Source organism: Streptomyces hygroscopicus subsp. hygroscopicus (assembly GCF_001553455.1).
Classification (GTDB): Bacteria; Actinomycetota; Actinomycetes; order Streptomycetales; family Streptomycetaceae; genus Streptomyces; species Streptomyces hygroscopicus.
In genome coordinates, this window is record NZ_BBOX01000212.1 from 1 (window position 1) to 19,148 (window position 19,148).

The 19,148-nt window shown below is 71.6% G+C and carries 17 protein-coding genes; 11 read left to right on the forward strand and 6 right to left on the reverse strand.

Going from position 1 to position 19,148, the window contains the following annotated elements:
- Positions 1 to 153 precede the first annotated feature (153 nt).
- The 10 genes from AXW62_RS22040 (at position 154) to AXW62_RS22090 (ending at position 10,277) form a co-directional block, all read left to right on the forward strand.
- A complete protein-coding gene (locus AXW62_RS22040) occupies positions 154 to 603 on the forward strand; it encodes a roadblock/LC7 domain-containing protein (protein ID WP_060946054.1) in 450 nt (149 codons plus the stop codon).
- Between the two features lie 301 nt (positions 604 to 904).
- Entirely contained in the window at positions 905 to 1,231 is a 327-nt protein-coding gene (locus AXW62_RS45965) for a DUF742 domain-containing protein (RefSeq protein WP_244503141.1), read from the forward strand.
- Between the two features lie 706 nt (positions 1,232 to 1,937).
- A complete protein-coding gene (locus AXW62_RS22055; protein ID WP_102885028.1) occupies positions 1,938 to 2,768 on the forward strand; it encodes an endo alpha-1,4 polygalactosaminidase in 831 nt (276 codons plus the stop codon).
- Between the two features lie 165 nt (positions 2,769 to 2,933).
- Positions 2,934 to 4,262: an ABC transporter substrate-binding protein gene (locus AXW62_RS22060; protein WP_060946057.1), complete on the forward strand. Its 1,329-nt coding sequence runs from the start codon at positions 2,934 to 2,936 to the stop codon at positions 4,260 to 4,262.
- A gap of 10 nt (positions 4,263 to 4,272) precedes the next feature.
- The gene (locus tag AXW62_RS22065) at positions 4,273 to 5,223 is read left to right on the forward strand and encodes a carbohydrate ABC transporter permease (RefSeq protein WP_060946058.1); all 951 of its coding nucleotides are present in this window, start codon (positions 4,273 to 4,275) and stop codon (positions 5,221 to 5,223) included.
- The gene (locus AXW62_RS22070; RefSeq protein WP_060946059.1) at positions 5,220 to 6,131 is read left to right on the forward strand and encodes a carbohydrate ABC transporter permease; all 912 of its coding nucleotides are present in this window, start codon (positions 5,220 to 5,222) and stop codon (positions 6,129 to 6,131) included. Before AXW62_RS22065 ends, AXW62_RS22070 begins: the two co-directional genes overlap by 4 nt.
- 46 nt (positions 6,132 to 6,177) lie before the next feature.
- The gene (locus tag AXW62_RS22075) at positions 6,178 to 7,134 is read left to right on the forward strand and encodes a carbohydrate kinase family protein (RefSeq protein WP_060946060.1); all 957 of its coding nucleotides are present in this window, start codon (positions 6,178 to 6,180) and stop codon (positions 7,132 to 7,134) included.
- The gene (locus tag AXW62_RS22080; protein ID WP_060946061.1) at positions 7,131 to 8,441 is read left to right on the forward strand and encodes an alpha-glucosidase/alpha-galactosidase; all 1,311 of its coding nucleotides are present in this window, start codon (positions 7,131 to 7,133) and stop codon (positions 8,439 to 8,441) included. Before AXW62_RS22075 ends, AXW62_RS22080 begins: the two co-directional genes overlap by 4 nt.
- 36 nt (positions 8,442 to 8,477) lie before the next feature.
- The gene (locus tag AXW62_RS22085; RefSeq protein ID WP_060946062.1) at positions 8,478 to 9,365 is read left to right on the forward strand and encodes an SIS domain-containing protein; all 888 of its coding nucleotides are present in this window, start codon (positions 8,478 to 8,480) and stop codon (positions 9,363 to 9,365) included.
- Between the two features lie 51 nt (positions 9,366 to 9,416).
- The gene (locus AXW62_RS22090; protein WP_051886208.1) at positions 9,417 to 10,277 is read left to right on the forward strand and encodes a class II fructose-bisphosphate aldolase; all 861 of its coding nucleotides are present in this window, start codon (positions 9,417 to 9,419) and stop codon (positions 10,275 to 10,277) included.
- A 320-nt stretch (positions 10,278 to 10,597) separates the two neighbouring features.
- Here the strand turns inward: AXW62_RS22090 and AXW62_RS46940 are convergent, their stop codons facing one another.
- The 3 genes from AXW62_RS46940 to AXW62_RS22100 form a co-directional block, all read right to left on the reverse strand.
- Positions 10,598 to 11,185, reverse strand: a complete 588-nt coding sequence (locus tag AXW62_RS46940) for a LysR substrate-binding domain-containing protein (RefSeq protein WP_306305063.1) — start codon at positions 11,183 to 11,185, stop codon at positions 10,598 to 10,600.
- The gene (locus AXW62_RS46945; protein WP_306305062.1) at positions 11,182 to 11,523 is read right to left on the reverse strand and encodes a LysR family transcriptional regulator; all 342 of its coding nucleotides are present in this window, start codon (positions 11,521 to 11,523) and stop codon (positions 11,182 to 11,184) included. The genes AXW62_RS46940 and AXW62_RS46945 overlap by 4 nt, the downstream gene beginning before the upstream one ends.
- Before the next feature lie 81 nt (positions 11,524 to 11,604).
- Positions 11,605 to 12,219, reverse strand: coding sequence for an NIPSNAP family protein (locus tag AXW62_RS22100; RefSeq protein ID WP_060946063.1), 615 nt, complete (start codon positions 12,217 to 12,219; stop codon positions 11,605 to 11,607).
- A 170-nt stretch (positions 12,220 to 12,389) separates the two neighbouring features.
- On the opposite strand from AXW62_RS22100, the gene AXW62_RS22105 reads away from it, so the two are divergent.
- Positions 12,390 to 13,028: a TetR/AcrR family transcriptional regulator gene (locus AXW62_RS22105; RefSeq protein ID WP_060946064.1), complete on the forward strand. Its 639-nt coding sequence runs from the start codon at positions 12,390 to 12,392 to the stop codon at positions 13,026 to 13,028.
- Between the two features lie 47 nt (positions 13,029 to 13,075).
- On the opposite strand, the gene AXW62_RS22110 is transcribed toward AXW62_RS22105, so the two are convergent.
- The 3 genes from AXW62_RS22110 to AXW62_RS22120 form a co-directional block, all read right to left on the reverse strand.
- Complete coding sequence (locus AXW62_RS22110) at positions 13,076 to 14,524, reverse strand: glycoside hydrolase family 43 protein (protein ID WP_060946065.1); 1,449 nt, start codon at positions 14,522 to 14,524, stop codon at positions 13,076 to 13,078.
- A 268-nt stretch (positions 14,525 to 14,792) separates the two neighbouring features.
- A complete protein-coding gene (locus AXW62_RS22115; RefSeq protein ID WP_060946066.1) occupies positions 14,793 to 16,643 on the reverse strand; it encodes a glycoside hydrolase family 76 protein in 1,851 nt (616 codons plus the stop codon).
- Positions 16,644 to 16,765: 122 nt separating this feature from the next.
- The gene (locus AXW62_RS22120; RefSeq protein WP_060946091.1) at positions 16,766 to 19,057 is read right to left on the reverse strand and encodes an AbfB domain-containing protein; all 2,292 of its coding nucleotides are present in this window, start codon (positions 19,055 to 19,057) and stop codon (positions 16,766 to 16,768) included.
- Positions 19,058 to 19,148 lie beyond the last annotated feature (91 nt).

A 19,148-nucleotide genomic window follows, 5' to 3' on the forward strand; every position in this document is an offset into this window, starting at 1 on the left:
GACCGGCCCACACCGCGTCCCGCCGGGGACGAGGCAGCCGCGCGGCTGGACGCGGGGCGCACCCACACATTCCTCAGCAACTACCAGTCAGGCATCCGTCGGGCCAACCCCGACGAGACGTAAGGTCTCAGCGAAGATGGACAGGAAGAACCCATGACCTCACCCCACCTGCGGGAGGTGAGCCAGTTCGGATGGCTGGTCACCAACTTCACCGAGCGGGTGCCCAATGTGGCGCACGCCGTGGTGGTCTCGGCCGACGGACTGTTGCTCACCGCGTCGGACCGGCTGGCGGACGACCGTGCCGAGCAGGTCGCCACCATCGCCGCAGGAGCCATCAGCCTGATTCAGGGCGCCTCCCAGTGCCTGGACACCGGTGAGGTGCGGTCGTCCGTCATCCAGATGGAATACGGCAACATGCTGCTGATGTCGATCAAGGACGGCTCCTGCCTGGTGGTGCTGGCGGCGCCGGACTGCGAGATCGGCCAGGTGGCGTACGAGATGACCGTACTGGTCGATCAGGTCGGCGAGATGCTGACCCCGGAACTACGCGCCGAGCTCCAGGAGTTGAATCTGCAGGGATTGAAGCGGACAGCAGCCAATTAGGCCGGACGGGGAGATCATGAGCACCGGTGAAGGCCCTTCCGGGCAGGGATCTCGCAGAGAACAGGGGGCGGAGGACGAACAGACCTTCGCCGACGTGCTCAACGCCTTCAGTTTCGGTAAAGGGCGACGCGGGCGGAAGGCGTCTCGCTCGGGCGGGACGCCGGAGCCCCAGCCTCGCCAAGAGGCCGGGGACGTCCGGCCCCGGAACGCCGCGGAACCGTACCCGCGGACGTCGCCGGAGCGTGAGCCGTCGGGCGGCTGGGAGTCCGAGCACGATGAGAGCCAGGGCCCGGCCTCGCTCGTGCGTGCCTATTCCTGGACGGGCGGGCGGACCAGGTCCGACCACCACTTCGAGGTCGAGACCCTGGTGACCACCACCGATCTGGGCCACAGTTCCATCGACGTCCTGCAGGCGGACCACTACCCGGTGATCGCGCTGTGCCAGGAGCCGCGGTCGGTGGCCGAGGTGGCGGCCATGCTCTCGGTGCCGCTGGGCGTGGCCAAGGTGCTGCTCGGCGACATGGCGGAGCGCGGGCTGATCGTCGTCCACGAGACGGCTTCCACGGAGGGCAACCTCCCGGACCGCGACCTGATGGAGAGGGTGCTGGTGGGGCTCCGGCGGATCTAGCGGTGCCCGGTGCGCGGGCCGGCCCGACGAGGGTCGGCACCGCGCTGAGGTTCGCGCTGAGGTTCGCGCTGAGGTTCGCGCTGAGGTTCGCGCTGAGGTTCGCGCTGAGGTTCGCGCTGAGGTTCGCGCTGAGGTTCGCGTTACCCACGCCGGCGGTCGTGCCGAGGGTCGCGTTGCGCTACCGACCGTGCTGACGGCCGCGTGAGTCGCGCTGACGGATTGGGCCAGCGGTCGTGCAGGTCGTGCTGAGGCCGTGCTGACGGCCGCGCTCCGGGTCACGCTGAGGTTCGTGCCGAGGACCTGCGCCGAGAGCCGCGCTGATCGCCGCACTGGTGACCGACCCTACCAAGAGCCGCACCGCGAGCCGCACGGCGAGCCTGCCAAGAGCCGTGCCGGGGCCGTGGTGAGGGAGACTGTCCGAGGCGTACGGCTCCTCCACGAGTCATGACGGGCCGTGTCGCTGTGCGGTCCGCCCGGCGGTCTCTGATCACTTGTGCGCGTTCAACGCCAATATTGAGCAGTTTCAAACTCTTGACGTAGCTCGGCCTGATCGGTTTACTCCCTGTCACTGCCGATGTCGACGTACTCGGCAGCAGAGGTACGCCCAGCCGGTATGCGGTCCCCCGCCGCGAGTCCGGCCCGAGTCGCCAGGTCGCTGTCTGTGACCGAGGCGGGGTCGTGCCCCCGGATCATGGAGCTCTCAGCGATGAGCCTGAACCGTTCGCGCATCCGCACCACCCTGGGCGCCGCCGTGGCATGCGTCGCGGCCGCCACGGTCGGCGTTCTCGCCCCGGGCAGCGCATCGGCCGCCGCGGTCGCCCTGCCCCCGGTCCACGCCGGTTTCGACTACCAGATCGGCGGGGCGTACACCCCGCCGGCCGGAGTGAAGGTGGTCAGCCGTGACCACAGCGCCTCCCCGGCATCCGGCCTGTACAACATCTGTTACGTCAACGCCTTCCAGACCCAGGCCGCCGGGGACCCCGGCGGCCCGGAGGACTGGAACCGGGACCTGTTGCTGAAGGACGGCAACGGGAACGTCATCATCGACCCGGACTGGGACGAGGCGATCCTGGACATCACCACCGACGCCAAGCGGCAGAGCATCGCGAACAAGATCAAGGTCCAGATCGACGAATGCGCCGCCAAGGGCTTCAACGCGCTGGAGCTCGACAACTTCGACACCTACACCCGGGAGGTCGTCGGAGGCCGGATCACCGCCTCGCACGCCCAGTCCTACATCCGGCTCCTCTCCTCCTACGGCCATGGCAAGGGGCTGGCCGTCGGTCAGAAGAACACCGTGGAGCTGGCCCCGAACCACGCGGCGAACGGCCTCGACTTCGCCATCGCCGAGGAGTGCGGCGCCTGGAACGAGTGCTCCCGGTACCTCTCCGCGTTCGGGGACCACGCCATCTTCATCGAGTACAAGGACGCGGGCATGAAGAAGGCATGCCAGTACGGCGACCGGGTGAGCGTCGTACAGCGTGACGTCAATGTCTCACCCGCGGGCAGCAGCGGCTACGTCCGCAAGACCTGCTGACACCCCGCCCCCGGCGGGCACGCCACCCCCCACGCTCGACTCCGGGGGGCCGGCTGCGCGGGACGGTCCCCGTCCCGCCCCGGCTCCCCGGCCTGCCGCGGCCATGCCCGGACCGCCATGCCGTTCCGAGGGCGCCGCTCACTCATTGATCAACTGGAGGCAGACATGGACGCGGTTCATCGCGTGCGCGGCGGCCCGTCCCGGCGTGACGTCCTGCGGGGCGGTGGTGCGCTGGCGCTCACCGGCGCCGCGGGTGCGGCGGTGGCCGGATGCGGCACCGGCCTGGGGGTGGACTCCGACGGAGTCGTCCACATCGAGATGTGGCACGGGCAGACCAGCAGCGCGCTGAAGACGGTCAAGCGGCTGGTGGCCGACTTCCACCGGAGCCACCCCGGGATACGGATCGACCTGGGCGGCGGGGTGCTGGCGGACGACATGCTGCAGAAGGTGATGGCCGGCCTGGTGGCCGGTTCCCCGCCCGATATCGCCTACATCTTCGGCTCCGACCTGGCCAGTGTCGCCAGGAGCAGCCAGCTGGCGGACATGACCTCGGTCGTGGAGTCCGGGCAGGTGCCCTGGAAGCAGTACTGGCCGGCCGCCCGGGAGGGCGTCACGGTCGACGGTGTGGTCCGGGCGGTGCCCGCGGTGCTGGACTCGCTCGCCGTGGTGTGCAACAAGAAGCTGTTCCGCGAGGCCGGGCTGGACCTGCCCGCGCCCGGCTGGAGGTGGCGGGACTTCATCGAGACGGCCAGGAAGCTGACCGACCGCGGCAAGGGCAGGTTCGGCACCGGCTGGCCCGCCGCGGGCGACGAGGACACGGTGTGGCGCATGTGGCCGATGATCTGGGATCTGGGCGGGGAGGTCATCGACCAGGAGAAGCGGCAGATCGGGTTCGCCGGTGAACCCGGGATCCGGTCTCTGGAGGTGCTCGAGACGCTCGCCAAGGACAGGAGTGTCTACGTCGATCCCAAACCCGGCGGCGAGCAGATGTACCAGGCGTTCGCGTCCGGCCGGCTGGGGATGGTCGCGACCGGTCCCTGGCAGCTGCCCGACATCCAGCAGGCCAAGATCGACTATCACGTCGTCCCCCTGCCGAGCTTCACCGGCAGGTCGGTGACCATCTCCGGCCCCGACACCTGGAGCGTGTTCGACAACGGCTCCGCGCGGCTGAAGGCCGCCCGTACCTTCGTCGGCTGGCTCATGGAGCCCGAACAGGCGTACTACTGGGACACCGAGGTGGGCAGCCTGCCCCAGAGCCGGCCCGCCGAGCGCCGTCCGCAGTGGCGGGCGCACGCGGCCGAGGTGCCCGGTCTGCCGGTGTTCACCAAGGCGCTGGAGACCGCCCGGGTGCGCCCCGTCGACCGGGCGTACCCCAAGATCTCCATGCCGTTCGGCGAGGCCATCACCGCCGTCCTGCTCGGGAAGAGCACACCGGCGAAGGCGCTGCGGCGATGCGCTGACGAAGCGAACGCCGCCATGGCCAAAGTGCGTTGAGGAGCACCACATGTCCCGTCTGCCCAAACCCCTCACCCGTCCGCCCGCGATCACACCGGCCGGCACCGCACGTCGCCGGGCCCGCCGGGAGGCCGCGACGGCCTGGGCGTTCGTCCTGCCGTCCGTTCTGATCATCCTGGGCCTGAGCATCATCCCCGTCCTGTGGTCCCTGCTGCTGTCGTTCCAGTACAGCGACCTCCTCACGCCGAGCGCCTGGGTGGGCCTGGACAACTACCGCCAGCTGGCCCACGACCCGCAGTTCGGCCAGGCCGTGCGCAACACCCTGGTCTACACGGCGCTGTACGTGCCGCTGAGCATCGGCCTGGGGCTGTTCCTGGCGCTGGTCCTCAACCGCCGCATCCGGTTCGTCGGCCTCTACCGCACTCTGCTCTTCGTGCCGTTCGTGGTCTCGGCCGCCGCCCAGGGCGTCCTGTTCTCCTTCATCCTCGACCCGGAGTTCGGCGCGGCCAACTCACTGCTGCACCGCATCGGAGTCTCCCCCCAGGGGTTCCTGTCCGACCCGGCCCAGGCGCTGCTGGTCCTGGTGGTCATCTCGCTGTGGAGCGGCACCGGTTTCTGCGTCGTGATCTATCTCGCGGCCCTCCAGGACGTGCCCCGGGAACTCATCGAGGCCGCCACCCTGGACGGCGCCGACCGCCGCCATGTGCTGCGCCATGTCACCCTGCCCACCATCGCCCCGGTCAGCGTGTTCCTGCTGCTCTGGCAGACGATCAACGCCCTCCAGGTCTTCGACCTGGTGTACGTGACCACCAAGGGCGGCCCACTCGGATCCACCACCGTGATCGTCTACTTCGTCTGGGAGCAGGCGTTCCGGAACTTCACCGCCGGTTATGGGGCCGCGGCCGCCTACGTCCTCGGCGTGACCCTGCTCGTGATCGCCGCCGCGACGCGACTCGTCCGGCGCCGCGACGACCGCCGCCTCAAGGGAGCCACGTCATGACCGACCTGTCCCACGCCCCGGGGCGGGCCGCCGACCGCCTCCGGCCGGTCGGCCGGGCCACCGGGGAGCCGGTGGCCCGGCCACGGCGCCGGTTCCGGCTGCCCTTCAGCCCGTGGCATCTGCTGCTCGCGCCGCTGGCGCTGCTCTTCGCCGTACCGCTGATCTGGCTGGGGCTCAGCTCCGTGATGAGCGACGCGGAGATCAACCGGTTCCCGCCGGCGCTCTGGCCCTCCGGGATCCACCTGGGCGGCTACCGCTACGTCCTCGGCAACGCGATGTTCCCGCGCTGGTTCGCCAACTCGCTGATCGTCTCGGCCGTCGCCGTCGTCTCGAACCTGCTGCTCGGAACGCTGGGCGGATACGCCTTCGCCCGGATGCGGTTCGGCGGCTCCCGGGTGCTGCTGGTCCTGATGCTGGCGACCATGGCCATCCCGTTCCAGCTGACGATGATCCCGACCTTCCTGGTCATGCGGAAGCTGGGGCTCGTGGACACCCTGGGGGCGCTGATCGTCCCGTCGCTGGTGACGCCGTTCGCGGTGTTCCTGCTGCGGCAGTTCTTCCTCTCCCTGCCCAGGGAGCTGGAGGAAGCCGCCTGGATCGACGGCTGCTCGCGGCTGCGGGTGCTGTTCCAGATCGTGGTGCCGCTGTCGCGCCCGGCGCTGAGCACCGTCGCCGTCCTGACCTTCCTCACCACCTGGAACGATCTGTCGTGGCCGCTCATCGCGCTGAACCACGACGCCAACTACACCCTCCAACTGGGCCTGACCACCTTCCGCGGACAGCACCACACCCAGTGGTCGGCCGTGATGGCGGGGAACGTCATCACCGTCCTGCCGGTGCTGCTCGCCTTCCTCGCGGCGCAGAAGACCTTCGTCCGGTCGATCACCTCCTCCGGTCTCAAGGGCTGACCACGGCCCCGCGCCACACCTTCCGCAATCTCTCCAGGAACACGTCATGCCCCCCAGCTTCGACCTGCTCGTCATCGGGGACGCCAACCCCGACGTCATCATCGGACCGCTCGACGCCCCACTCGCCTTCGACCAGCGCGAACAGCTCATCGACAGCGGTGCCCTCACCCTCGGCGGCTCCGCCGCGATCACCGCCTGCGGCGCCGCCCGGCTGGGGCTGCGGGTGGCCTTCGCCGGACGCGTGGGGGACGACGGCGCCGGACACTACATGCGCGACCGGCTCGCGGCGCACGGCGTCGACGTCAGCGGGCTGCGCATGGACCAGGGGCTGCCGACGCCGCTCACGGTCATCGTGACCCGCGGCGACGACCGGGCCATCCTCACCGCGCCGGGCACCCTCGCCGCGACCTCGGGCCACGACGTCCCTGAACGCCTGCTGACCTCGGCCCGGCACGTCCACTCCGCGTCCTTCTTCCTCATGCCCCGACTCGCCGCCGACCTGCCCGGCCTCTTCGACACCGCCCGCGCGGCGGGCGCCACCACCTCGCTCGACACCAACGACGACCCCTCGGGCCGATGGGACCGGGCGGCGCTGGCGCCCGTGCTGGCCCGGACCGACGTCCTGCTGCCCAACGCGGCCGAGGCGCACCGGCTGGCCGGCACCGACGGTACGTCCGTCGCGGCGGCCGCCGGACTCCTCGCCCGCCAGGTCCCGCTGGTGGCCGTCAAGAACGGGGCGGACGGCGCCCTGTGCCACGACGGCCGGACCGTCCTGACCACCGCCGGCATCCGGGTGACAGCCCAGGACGCGGTCGGCGCGGGGGACAGTTTCAACGCGGGGTTCCTGGCCGGACGGCTGGCGGGCCGGTCCCTCGCCGACACCCTCGACCTCGCCGCCGTGTGCGGAGCGCTGTCCACCCGCGCCGCCGGCGGCACCACTGCCCAGCCCAGCTGGGAAGAAGCCCTGACCCACCTCACCACCAACGGAGACAGTCCGTCATGATCAACCCCAAAATCGTGCTGATCGGCGCCGGAAGCGTCGTCTTCACCCAGGGACTGCTGGCGGATCTCTTCGCCTTCCCCGAGCTGAAGACCGCGCACATCGCGCTGCACGACATCGACGCCGAACGCCTGGCCACCGCCGAGGCCGCCGCGCGGTACATCGCCGAGCGCCGGGGTGCCGACGTGCGCGTCACCGCGCACGCCGACCGGCGCGCGGCGCTGGAGGGCGCCGACTTCGTCATCAACATCGTCCAGATCGGCATGGGCGAGGCCACCCGCACCGACTTCGAGATCCCCGCGCGCCACGGGGTGCGGCAGACCATCGGCGACACCCTCGGTGTCGGCGGCATCTTCCGCGCCCTGCGCACCTTCCCGTTCCTCAAGGCGCTGGGCGAGGACATCGCCGCCGTGTGCCCCGACGCATGGCTGCTCAACTACACCAACCCGATGGCCATGAACGTGCAGTACCTGGTGGCGGCGACCGGTCTGACCCGGGTGGTCGGCCTGTGCCACTCGGTCCACTGGACCATGCACGACCTGTGCGCCCTGCTGAACGTCCCCCTGGACGAGGTCACCTACCGTGCCGCCGGCGTCAACCACCAGGCGTGGGTGCTCCGGTTCGAGCACGACGGCACCGACCTGTACCCCCGGCTGGACGCCCTGATCGCCGAGGACGAGCAGCTGCGCCGGCGGGTGCGCGTGGACATGTACCGGCGGCTCGGCTACTACCCGACCGAGACCAGCGAGCACTCCTCCGAGTACGTGCCCTGGTACCTGCACCACGACAGCGAGGTCGAGCGGCTGCGGCTGCCCATCGGCGCCTACCTCGGCATCGTCGAGGAGAACGTCGCCGAGTACGAGCGGACCCGCGACGCCCTCGCCACCGGCGCGTGCATCGACGTCGAGGGCACCATGGAGTACGCCCCGCAGATCATCCACTCCATGGTGACCGGCACCCCCAGGACCGTCTACGGCAATGTGCCCAACCGCGGGCTCATCGACAACCTTCCGGCCCACGGCGTCGTCGAAGTGCCGTGCCTGGTCGACCGGTCCGGTGTCCAGCCGACCCGGGCCGGCGCGCTCCCCCCGCAGCTGGCCGCGCTCAACCGCACCTACCTCAGCATGAACGACCTCGTGGTGCGCGCCGCCCTGGAGGACGAGCCGCGGCACATCCGGCACGCGGCCATGACCGACCCGGCGACCGCCGCCGCCCTGCGGGTCGAGCAGATCTGGGAGCTGTGCGACGACATGGTGCGCGCCCACGCCGAACGGCTGCAACCCGGGCTGCGCGCCACCCTCGGCAGCTGAACCCCCTGGTCACCACCCCCTTCCTGACGGAGAACCATGTCCCACACCAGTGACGAGATCGCCAGCCAGCCGGAGTGCTGGGAGCGGGCGGTGCGCGAGACGGCGCGCCACGCCAAGGCGCTGCCCGCCGAGGGCGAGCGAGTCGCGGTCATCGGCTGCGGCACCTCGCTGTTCATGGCCCAGGCGTACGCCCAGCTGCGCGAGGGCCTCGGCCAGGGCATCACCGACGCCTTCCCGGCGTCCGAGGCGAAGCTGCACAGGCCGTACGACCGGATCCTCGCCCTGACCCGGTCCGGCACCACCACCGAGATCATCTCGGCGCTCCAGGAGGCCCCGGACCCGGTGCGGGTCACCACGGTCACCGCCGTCGCCGACTCCCCGGCGGCGGCCATGGCCGACGAGGTGATCTGCCTGGACTACGCCGACGAGCAGTCCGTGGTGCAGACCCGGTTCCCCACCACCGAACTGCTGTTGCTCCGCGCCCACCTTGGGCTCCCCACCGACGACGCGCTCGCCGATCTGGCCACCGCGCTCACCGCGCCGCTGCCCGGCGAGCTGACCGGGGCCGAGCAGATCACCTTCCTCGGGGCCGACTGGAGCGTGGGCCTCGCCCACGAGGCCGCGCTCAAGGTGCGCGAGGCGGCGGCCCACTGGACGGAGTCGTACTCCGCCATGGAGTACCGGCACGGCCCGGTCGCCGTGGCCCGGGAGGGGCGCGCGGTATGGAGCCTCGTCCCCGTGGCGGACTCCCTGGCCGACCAGGTCCGGGCCACCGGGGCGTATCTGCGCCAGGGGGCCCTGGACCCGCTGGCCGAACTCGTCCTGGCGCAGCGCCTGGCCGTCCGCCTCGCCGAGAACGCCGGCCGGAACCCCGACCGGCCCGAGCACCTGACCCGCTCGGTCATCCTCGGCTCCCTCGGCTGAACGAACCGAACCGCCCGCCCGACCCGCCCTTTCACGCCCAGGACGTCTGCCATGCCCCTCGCCTCCACCGACCGGGTCCTCGCCGCCACACCGCTGGCCGCGGGCGCCTTCAACGTCGTACTCATCGAGCAGCTCGAAGCGGTCCTCACCGGGGCGGCGCGGGCCCAGCTGCCGGTGATCGTGCAGATCAGTGAGAACGCGGTGGCCTACCACGGCGCGCTCGCGCCGCTCGCCGCCGCGGCCCACGCGGCCATCGACGCCACCGACGTGCCGGTGGCCCTCCACCTGGACCACGCCACCCGGACCGACCTCATCGAGGAGGCCGTGGCCCGCGGCTTCACCTCCGTGATGTACGACGGGGCGCACCTGCCCTGGGAGGAGAACGTGGCCCGCACCCGGGAGATCACCCAGTGGTGTCACGAACAGAAGGTGTTCGTGGAGGCGGAGCTGGGTGAGATCGGCGGAAAGGACGGAGCGCACGCGCCGGGTGTCCGCACCGACCCGGAGGAGGCGGCCCGGTTCGTCGCCGACACCGGGGTCGACGCCCTCGCGGTCGCGGTCGGCACCTCCCACCAGATGAGCGACCGCACCGCCACGGTGGACCTGGACCTGGTGCGCGCCCTGCGCGCGGCCGTCCCCGTGCCCCTGGTGCTGCACGGCTCCTCCGGGGCGGACGACGCGACGCTCCAGGCGTCCGTGTACGCGGGTATGAAGAAGATCAACATGTCGACCCATCTGAACGCGGTCTTCACCGGAGCGGCCCGCGCGATGCTGGAGGCGGACCCCGCCCTGGTGGACCCGCGCCGCTATCTGCGGCCGGCCCGCCACGCCATGGCGGGCGAGGTGGCGCGGCTGCTGCGACAGCTCAACACCCCGCAGCCGGCGCCCGTGACCGCCTCGGCTCACCGGTGAGCAGGTTCCGCACCGGCACACCATAGTGTGCCAAGCGCCCCGACCGGCCGGTGCGGGCGGCCGCGCGGCGTCGAACGGTGACGCCGCGCGGCCGCGTGGGTCCGGGCTGGGTGCCATGGGGGTGCTTCAGCCGAGGTGGTCTGCGGGGTCGCGTGGGTCTGGGCCGGGTGCCATGGGGCCGTGGGGCCGGGTGGGTCCGGGCTGGGTGCCATGGGGTGCTTCAGCCGGGGTGGTGCGCGGGGCCGGGTGGGTCCGGGCTGGCTTCAGCCGGGGTGGTGCGCGGGGCCGCGTGGGTTTGGGCCGGGTGCCATGGGGGTGGTTCAGCCGGGGTCGTCCGCGGGGCCGTCGGCCACCTCGCGGAGCACCTCCCGCACCTGGCCGCGCAGCCATGCGTGGGCCGGATCGCCGTCGTACCGGTGGTGCCAGGTCACGACCATCGGGGCCGGGGGCAACTCCACGGGGAGCCGCCGGACCACGAGGCCGAGCCTGGCCGAGGCGGGCCGGCAGACCCGTTCGGCGACGATGACCGCCGCGTCCGAACGGGACACCACCTCCAGCGCCGCGGCGCTCGTCGGCAGGGAGGCGATCACCCGCCGGCGCAGGCCCCGTTCCGCGAAGGCGTCGTCGACGGCGCCGTGCAGGCGGCCCCGGCGCGAGACGGTCACGAAGGACATCCGGCCGAGCTTGTCCGCGTCGACCTTCCCCTTGGCGAGCGGATGCCCCCGCCGCAGCGCCAGGACCATCCGGTCGGTGCCCACCACCTCGGAGGAGATCTCCGGACGGTCGGGTTCGCTCGCGCCGATCTCCAGGTCCACATGGCCACGGGTGGGGTCGCGCTGGTCGGCCGAGGGCTCGGCCGGCAGGCTCAGGCGGACGTTCGGGGCCGTGGCGCCGGTCCTGGCGATCAGGGGGGGGCGGCGAGGACGCCCAGCAGCGCGTCATGGCCCCGCACCGTGAAGTGCCGGTTCAGCCGGGCCAGGTCCAGGTCGTGCACGGGGGTGAGTACGGCGGTGGCCCGCCGGACCAGTTCGCGCGTCTCCTCGCGCAGCTCCAGGGCGCGCGGGGTCGGGACCATGGTGCGGCCGACGCGCACCAGGATGTCGTCGCCGGTCGCCCGGCGGATCCGGGCCAGCGTCCGGCTCATCGCCGGTGGCGAGAGGTTCAGCCGGTCCGCCGCGGCGGTCACGCTGTTCTCCTCCAGCAGCGCGTCGAGCGCCACGAGCAAGTTGAGATCTACGTGCGCCACGGTAAGGCGTGTCCGCGGGCGGATCGCCCCGGACGTCATGTCCGCCGCGGCCGGTGCCCGGAACGCCGGACCGGCACCGGGTCAGCGGAGCGGGGAGATGGGGGTGGGCAGGGCGATCGTGGAGGTGGCGTGGGCGATGTTCTCCGGGCCGTTCTCGGGGGGCCAGATGCCGCGTGCGTAGGCGTCGCGGCGGATCTCCAGCCGTGCGTTGAGGTCGGGGAAGGGCCAGATGTGGGTGATGCGGGGGACGCCGTCCAGGCCGTACATGGCCGTTGTCAGGGGGTGGAGCCGGGTGCGCTCGGGCACCGCGGCCTCCCATCCGGCCATCGTGGGCACCAGGCCGCCGACCTTGAGGTGGTAGGTGCGGAACTCGTACACGGAGCCGTAGCGGCCCGGCTCGACCGGTGGCAGGAAGGGGAACGGCGCGTAGCTCTCCACCTGGAAGGCGGTCAGGTGCTCCCCGATGCCGAACGGGTCCGTGCTGGTGAGGACGCGTCGGCGCTCCTCGGTGAGCTCCTCCGTGCTCTCGAAGCCGCGCAGGACCAGCAGCTGTCCGACGATCACGCCGTGTTCGGGCTCCCAGCAGCCGAGCAGCCGGCCGCCGGTGGAGGGGCTCGTGGTGTAGGACTCCAGCGCGGACAGGGCCTTCGGCACGCTGCGCAGGGTGAGGGAGAGGGTGGCGAGTTCGTAGAGCATGGTGGGTGTCCTCCGGTCGTTCCGGTGCGGTCGCTCTCTCCTGGGCCGGGCGGACGAGCCGCTCCCGCGGCGTCGCCGCTCCCGCGCGGCGGGATTGCGCTGCCCGAGCGCCCCAAACTAAAGTGAAACATCACTTCAGTTACGAGGCAAGCGCAGAGGAGGGGCCGCCCGTGGACACCCCCGCCGAGGTAGCCGAGAGCCGCGGAGTGCCGGACCGCCCCCGGCGGCCGCGCAGTGCGCGGGCGCATGACGCGGTGCTGACCGCCACCAGCGCGCTGATGCGCGAGGACGGCGTGGCCGCGGTCACCATCGACCGCGTCGCCGGCCGGTCCGGGGTGAGCACGGCGACCATCTACAAGCACTGGCCCTGCAAGGCCGCGATCATGGCGGAGGCGTTCGGCCGGGACACGGCCGAGGCGGTGGCGTTCCCCGACACCGGCCGTCCCATCGACGACCTGGTCACCTTCGCGACCGACCTGCTGACCTACTACACCAGCCCCGACGGCGCCCTCTTCGGGCAGCTGCTGGCCGCCTGCGCGACCGAGCCGCAGGCGGCGCCGTACTTCCACGAGTTCTTCCTGACGCCCCGCCGGGCGGCGCTGGAGCCGTACTGGGAGCGGGCCGCCGCGGCGGGCCTGACCCGGCCGGGAGTGGACGCGTCGACGGCCACGGACGTGCTGCTGGGCGCGCTGACCTTCCGCCTGATGGCCCGGCACGAGTCGCTGGCCCCCGAGGAGGTGCGCAAGCTGGTGGAGTACGCCCTGCACGGCCTGCTCCTGCCGGCGGCCGGCGCGGCGGACACACCGTAGGGCTCCCCGTGGCCCCGCCCCGGCGGGGCCACGGATGTGCCGCGGGCTCAGCGCGTGTACACCTCCGCGCGGTCCACGCTCACGAACGCCGCACCCGACTGGGCGTTGTGCTCGCCGGTCACGCGGACGCGCAGGGTGTGCCTGCCGTAGGGCAGCCGGGGGCTGCGGTACTGCAGGGTCTCGCCGGTGCGGATCGCGCCGTAGAAGTCGACGCGCTGTTCCGCGCCGCCGTCGATGCTGAGGGCGGCGATGCCGTTGCCGGTGTCGCGGACCGACAGCAGGGCGATCCGGGTTCCGGTGAAGGTGAACGTGGCGGTGTTGCCCGCCCGGTCGCTCCAGTGGTCATCGCTCCAGAAGCACTGGGTGGCGCAGCCGGTGCCCGAGTTCCAGGTGCCCGTGTAGGCGACGCTTCCGCCACCGCTGGACCGGCCGTCGTCGTTGATCCAGTACGTGCCCGCCCCCGGGTCGCCGGAGGGCAGGTCCTGGGTCGCCCCCATGGCGAGCGGACGGCCCGGGTTCGGGCTGCCGTCGGCGTTCCAGGTGATCTTCTGGGCGCGGGTGGTGCGGTCGGTGTAGGTGTACGTGGACGTGGTCTTGGCGTGGTAGACGATCCAGTCCTCGGTGCCGTCGGGGGAGCGGAAGAACGCGTGGTGACCGGGGCCGTAGACGCCGTGGTCGTCGGCGCGGGAGAACACCGCGCCGCTGTGCTGGGTCCAGTTGCCCGGCACCAGCGGATCGGCACCGGACGGCAGGGACATCATCCAGACCTGGTAGTCCGGCTTGCCCGTGTCGCAGGTGGAGTACGTCATCCAGGTGCGGCCGTTGCGGTACAGGAACTCGGCCCCTTCGCGCACCTCGGGGCAGCCGCCGGCCGCGTTGAGCGCGACGGCGTCGCCGGAGACGGTGTACGGGTTGGACATCGGGGCGATGTTGATGCCGTTGTGCTGGTACTGGTTGATGCCGGAGTAGGCCAGGTACAGGCGCCCGTTGTGCTGGAGGATCCCGGGGTCGATGGCGAAGTCGATGGCGTGGTTGGGCGGCGTCAGACGGGATTTGAAGTGGTAGGGGCCGGCCGGGTCGTCACGGTCGGACTCCAGGACGTAGATCCTGTGGTGGTCGTCCACGCCGTCGTCGGCCGTGTAGTAGAGGTACCAGCGCCCGTTGAAGCGGTAGAACTCCGGTGCCCAGATGTGCTGGTTGCGGGAGCTGTCGGAGTCCGTCCACACGGTGAGGGGATCGGCGTCGAGCAAGGTGCCCAGGGAGGACGAGCGCCACATCCGGATGCTGTCGCCCTGCGTGGTGGTCAGGTAGTAGGACCCGTTCCAGAAGGTCATGTACGGGTCGGGGCCGGTGTTGAGCGGATTGCGGAAGGTGCCCGCGGCGGCCTGCGGCGCCGCCGCGGTGGCCGCCGGGGCCGAGACGAGGCCGCACAGGACGGCCAGGAGTGCGGTGAGCAGTGCCGCGAGGCGGCGGGCGGTGCGGGGCCCTGGGCCCATGGGTCGCCCTACCTTTCAAGTAGTGGGTTTGAACTGGTCATTCGTAAGATCGGTGAACCCAGGGGCTCTGGGTATGGCTGCATGGGTTTCGCCCGCCGACGTCTGAACGTCCTGTGGGCCATGATCCGCGACGGAGCGTGCTACCAAGCCACACCACCGGTCACGGCAGCGGCTTGACATCAGCATTGGGAAGCTCCTTACATCGGATACGAGCGCGGGTGGTGGGGGGTCCGGAGAAGGCGGGCGGCCCGTCGCGTGGCGCGACGGGTCACCGGTCGTCCGCGGCGGTCAGCGCTCCCAGCGCACTGGCCTGGGTGCGCCAGTCCACCTGGTTGGGGGCGGTGCCCGCCCAGCGCTGGCCGAGCCGGTTGAGGGAGTCCCGGTCGGTGCTCCAGATCGAGTCGGCCTGCTTCGTGAGGTACGTCCGGTACGCGGCCGATCCGGTGGCGTCCGCGAGGTCGGCGAAGTGCCGCATGAAGATGCCCTTGAACTGCTTCTGGTTGTCGTCGCACGCGTTCGTGCCGGTGTCGCAGGACTCGGTCAGGACGCCGTCGCGGGTCAGCGCGGTGGAGGAGGTCGCGGCGTCGGCCAGGCGCCGGGCGATGTCCAGGTACCGGCCCTTCCCGGTGGACCGCCACAGCTGGGTGAAGGCGCCGATGGCGAGCCCCTGGTTGTAGCTCCACACGGTCTGGCCGTTGTTGCGGCAGTCGCCGGTCAGCCCGTCGTTGACCAGACCCGAACCGTTGATCAGCCCGCTGTTCAGGTACCAGGTCGCGGCCGTGGCCGCCCGGCCGCCCCAGACGGTGTCACCGGGGACCCGGCTGTGCAGTGACGTCGTCAGCCACAGGTACAGCCCGTTGGTCACCGCGTTCTTGTAGGTGCGCTCCCGGTCCCACCACACACCGCCGCCGCAGGTGCCGGTGTCCCAGTACTGGTGGACGTAATCGGCGATGGTGACCGCCTCGTTCAGGTACCGCCGCTCATGGGTGTAGTCGTACGCGGTCAGCCAGGCCACCCCCCACCAGGCCGCGTCGTCGATGGCGCGGCTGATGAAATGGCCCTCCACCGCGTCGGAGCTGCGGACGCCCGCCGGGAAGGTGCCGCGGTTCTGCTCGAAGGTGCGGGCGATGACCCAGTCGTAGTCATGCCGCCCGGTGCGCTGGGCGAAGTCGATGAGCGAGGTGACCGCCACCGCCGAGTTCCACCAACTGCTGCGCCACCAGCCCTCGTACGGCTGGTACGAGGCCATCAGCGCGTCCGCCGCGCCCCGCGCCCGGCTCGGCGCCGGTCTGACCCAGGCCGTGCAGCTGCCCTCCTGGTGGGCGGCCTCGCGGCCGCAGGCGCGGACCGCGCCGCCGAACAGCAGCCCGCGCGGATCCCGGGTGGCGAACATGGCCGTGCGCGCGGAGGTCTTGCCCGCGGACACCCGGGTACGGCCGAGCGAGGAGCCCTCGGGCCAGGTCGCGCCGTTGTCCCAGGAGCGGTCGAGCCAGATCTCGTCGCCCGTGCCGCCGCTGCCGATGACGCCCCACGCCATTCCGTTCTTCTGGTCGACGTGCAGGCTGATGGTGCGCCCGAACAGCGTGGTCGACGGCACCGGGCGGTCGTCGCCCGCCGCGGTGGCGGGATCGGCGCCGTCACAGAACGAACCGTCGCACACCTTCGGGTAGACCCAGTCGGTGCAGGTGACGCCGGTGGCGTCGGCGCAGGCGCGCACCCAGCCGCGCCGGTGCCCCACCGGGTCGGTGAGGTTGTACATCAGGGTGCGGGTGCCGGTCCAGGTGCCGGGGATGCTCGCCTTGCCGAGCAGACCGTCCCAGGAGGCGCCCCGGTCCCAGGAGCGGTCGAGCCAGACCGCGTCACCGGTCACACCGTTGTCGATGCTGGCCCACGCCATGTCGTCGGGGTCGGACACGTGCAGCCGGAGGATCCGGCCGTTGAGGTTCACCTGTGGCACCGGGAAGGTGTCGCGCTGCGCCTTGGAGGGGTCGAGGGTGTCGCACGCCAGTGCGCAGACCGGGGTCGCGGCGCGGGCGGGTGCGGGGAGGACGGCGAGGCCGGCCAGGGCGATGGCCAGGGTCAGGAGGCCGCGGAGGAGCCGATGGAGACGCGCTGACATGACGTACCCGCCTTTCCGTGGGGGCCGTGCGCGTGGGAGGTGGGGGAGGAGAGCGGCGGCGGCCGCCCGTGCGGGGCGGCCGCCGAAGGCGCGGGCCGGTCAGTCCGTGCCCGCGGGGCCGTTCAGGGTGCCCAGGGCGGTTCGATCGCCCAGGTGGTGTCCTCGGTGAAGGAGGCCGGGTTGTCCCAGGTGTGGCTGCCGCCCGACCGGGCCAGCCACAGCTCGGCGTTGATGTGCCGCAGGTACTGCCCGGGGTAGTTGGCGGCCGACAGCCGGACGCCCCCGCTGCCCCGGACCGGGCACCAGGTCGCGTCCTCCTTGTACCCGGTGGTGCTCTCGCCCGGCTCGCGCCGGACGCGGAAGTCGCGGTGGCGCAGGTACTCGCCCGGGTAGTTGCGGGACTCGAAGGAGTAGCAGAGCCGGTTCGCCAGCCCCGCCCTGACCGTCCAGGTGGCGTCCTTCTTCAGAAGATCGCCGCTGGCCGCGTTCACCACTTCGGTGAAGCCCAGCCCGTCGTAGTGGCGGATGTAGCGGTCGGTGTAGCCGGGGGTGGTCACCCGGATCGACACCGCCTGCCCTACGGGCAGTTTCACCGTCGCGCCGACCGTCCGGGACGCCGCGATGAGCGCCTGGTTGCCCGCCCGGACCCGGGCCTGGTCGACCTTGACCACCTGGCGGTCGTAGGTCAGGAGCCCGTTGGCCTCGTTCTCGACATCGGTGATCTGTGTGTAGACGGCGGCCGACAGGCCGCCCGCGGGCATGGCGTTCTCCCGGATCCCGTCGAGCAGGCCGGCGAACCGGTTGTCGAGCGCGGACAGGCTCGGCTGGTCCTCGTAGCTGAACCCGCCGCCCGGATACCACTCATGGCCGGGCACCCGGTAGCCCAGGCCGCCGTACTCCCCGAGCACCGAGGCGCGCACCGGCTCCGCCGGGGTGTTGCCGGGGCCGACGTAGTTGTGGTTGTCGACGACGTCGCCGTTGCCGCCGTCGTGCGCGGCGCAGCAGTTGACCCCGCTCATGTTGTCGACCAGGCGCGCGGGGTCGTACGCCTTGACCATGTCCGCGATCCGGGCCTGGTCGTACTGTCCCCAGCCCTCGTTCTGATCGACCCACTGGATGAGCGAGGGCGAGCTGCGGTGCTGGTCGATGATGGCGCGGTACTCGGTCTCCCACTGGGCGCGGGCGGCGGTGTCCGGGGTCGTGGGGCTGTCCATGGAGGGCATGTCCTGCCACACCAGCAGTCCGAGCCGGTCCGCCCAGTAGAACCACCGCTGGGGCTCGACCTTGATGTGCTTGCGGACCATGTTGAAGCCCAGGTCCTTGTGTTGTTGCAGGTCGAACCTGAGGGCCTGGTCGGTGGGCGCGGTGTAGATGCCGTCCGGCCAGTAGCCCTGGTCCAGGGTCCCGGTCTGGAAGACGAACCGGCCGTTGAGCACCGGCCGCCGGACCCCGTCCACGTCCTTCACCGCGATCGACCGCATACCGGTGTAGCTGCCGACCCGGTCGGCTCCGGTGCCGGCGGTCAGCTCGGCCGTGACGTCGTACAGGAACGGGTCCTCCGGCGTCCACAGGCGGGCGTTCGGCACCGGTACGGAGAACTCGGTGCCCACCGTGCCGGTGGCGCTGCCGACCGCCGTACCGCCGCTGGAGACGGTGACCTTGACGCCCGCGCCGTCGGCTCCGGAGCCGCGCACGGTGACCCGCAGGGTGTTGTCCGCCAGGCGCGGCACCATGTCCAGGCGGGTGATGTGCGCGGGGGCGGTGGGCTCCAGCCAGACGGTCTGCCAGATCCCGGAGGAGGCGGTGTAGACGATGCTCCTGCCGGGGTGCGGGGTGACGTCCTGGACGCGCTGCTTGCCGATGGCCTGGCCGCCGGTCTCCGTGGGGTCGTACACGGAGACGACGACGGTGTTGGTGCCGCCGTTCAGCAGGGGGGTGATGTCGTACGAGAAGGCGTCGTAGCCGCCGCGGTGGACGGCGCCCGCCTGCTTGCCGTTGACCCAGACCGTGGTCTCCCAGTCGGAGGCGCCGAAGTTGAGCTGGACCCGGCGGCCGTTCCAGCCGGAGGGCACCGTGAAGGTGCGCTGGTACCAGAGCTTGTCGTTCTGGGTGATCGTGCGCCGGATGCCGGAGAGCGCGGACTCGGGGGCGAACGGCACTCGGATCCGCTCGCCGAAGGTGGCCGGCTGTCCGGCGTCGCGGGAGGTGACCGCGAAGTCCCAGATGCCGTTGAGACCGGCCCAGTCGGGCCGGGTGAGCTGGGGGCGCGGATATTCCGGCAGCGGGTTGTCGACCGGGACCTGGTGCGTCCACGGGGTCGTCATCGGGGAGGGTTTGGGGTCCCAGGCCGGGGCGGCGTGGGAGGGGCCGGCGCCGGAGACGAGCAGGGCGGTGGCGGCCAACGCGGGGGCCACGGCGGCGGCCACGCGCCGCCGCCAGGTCCGTCTCGGGCGGAGAAGTGCGGGGAAGCGGAGGAACAAGTGTCTCAGCACGCTGCTGCTCCAT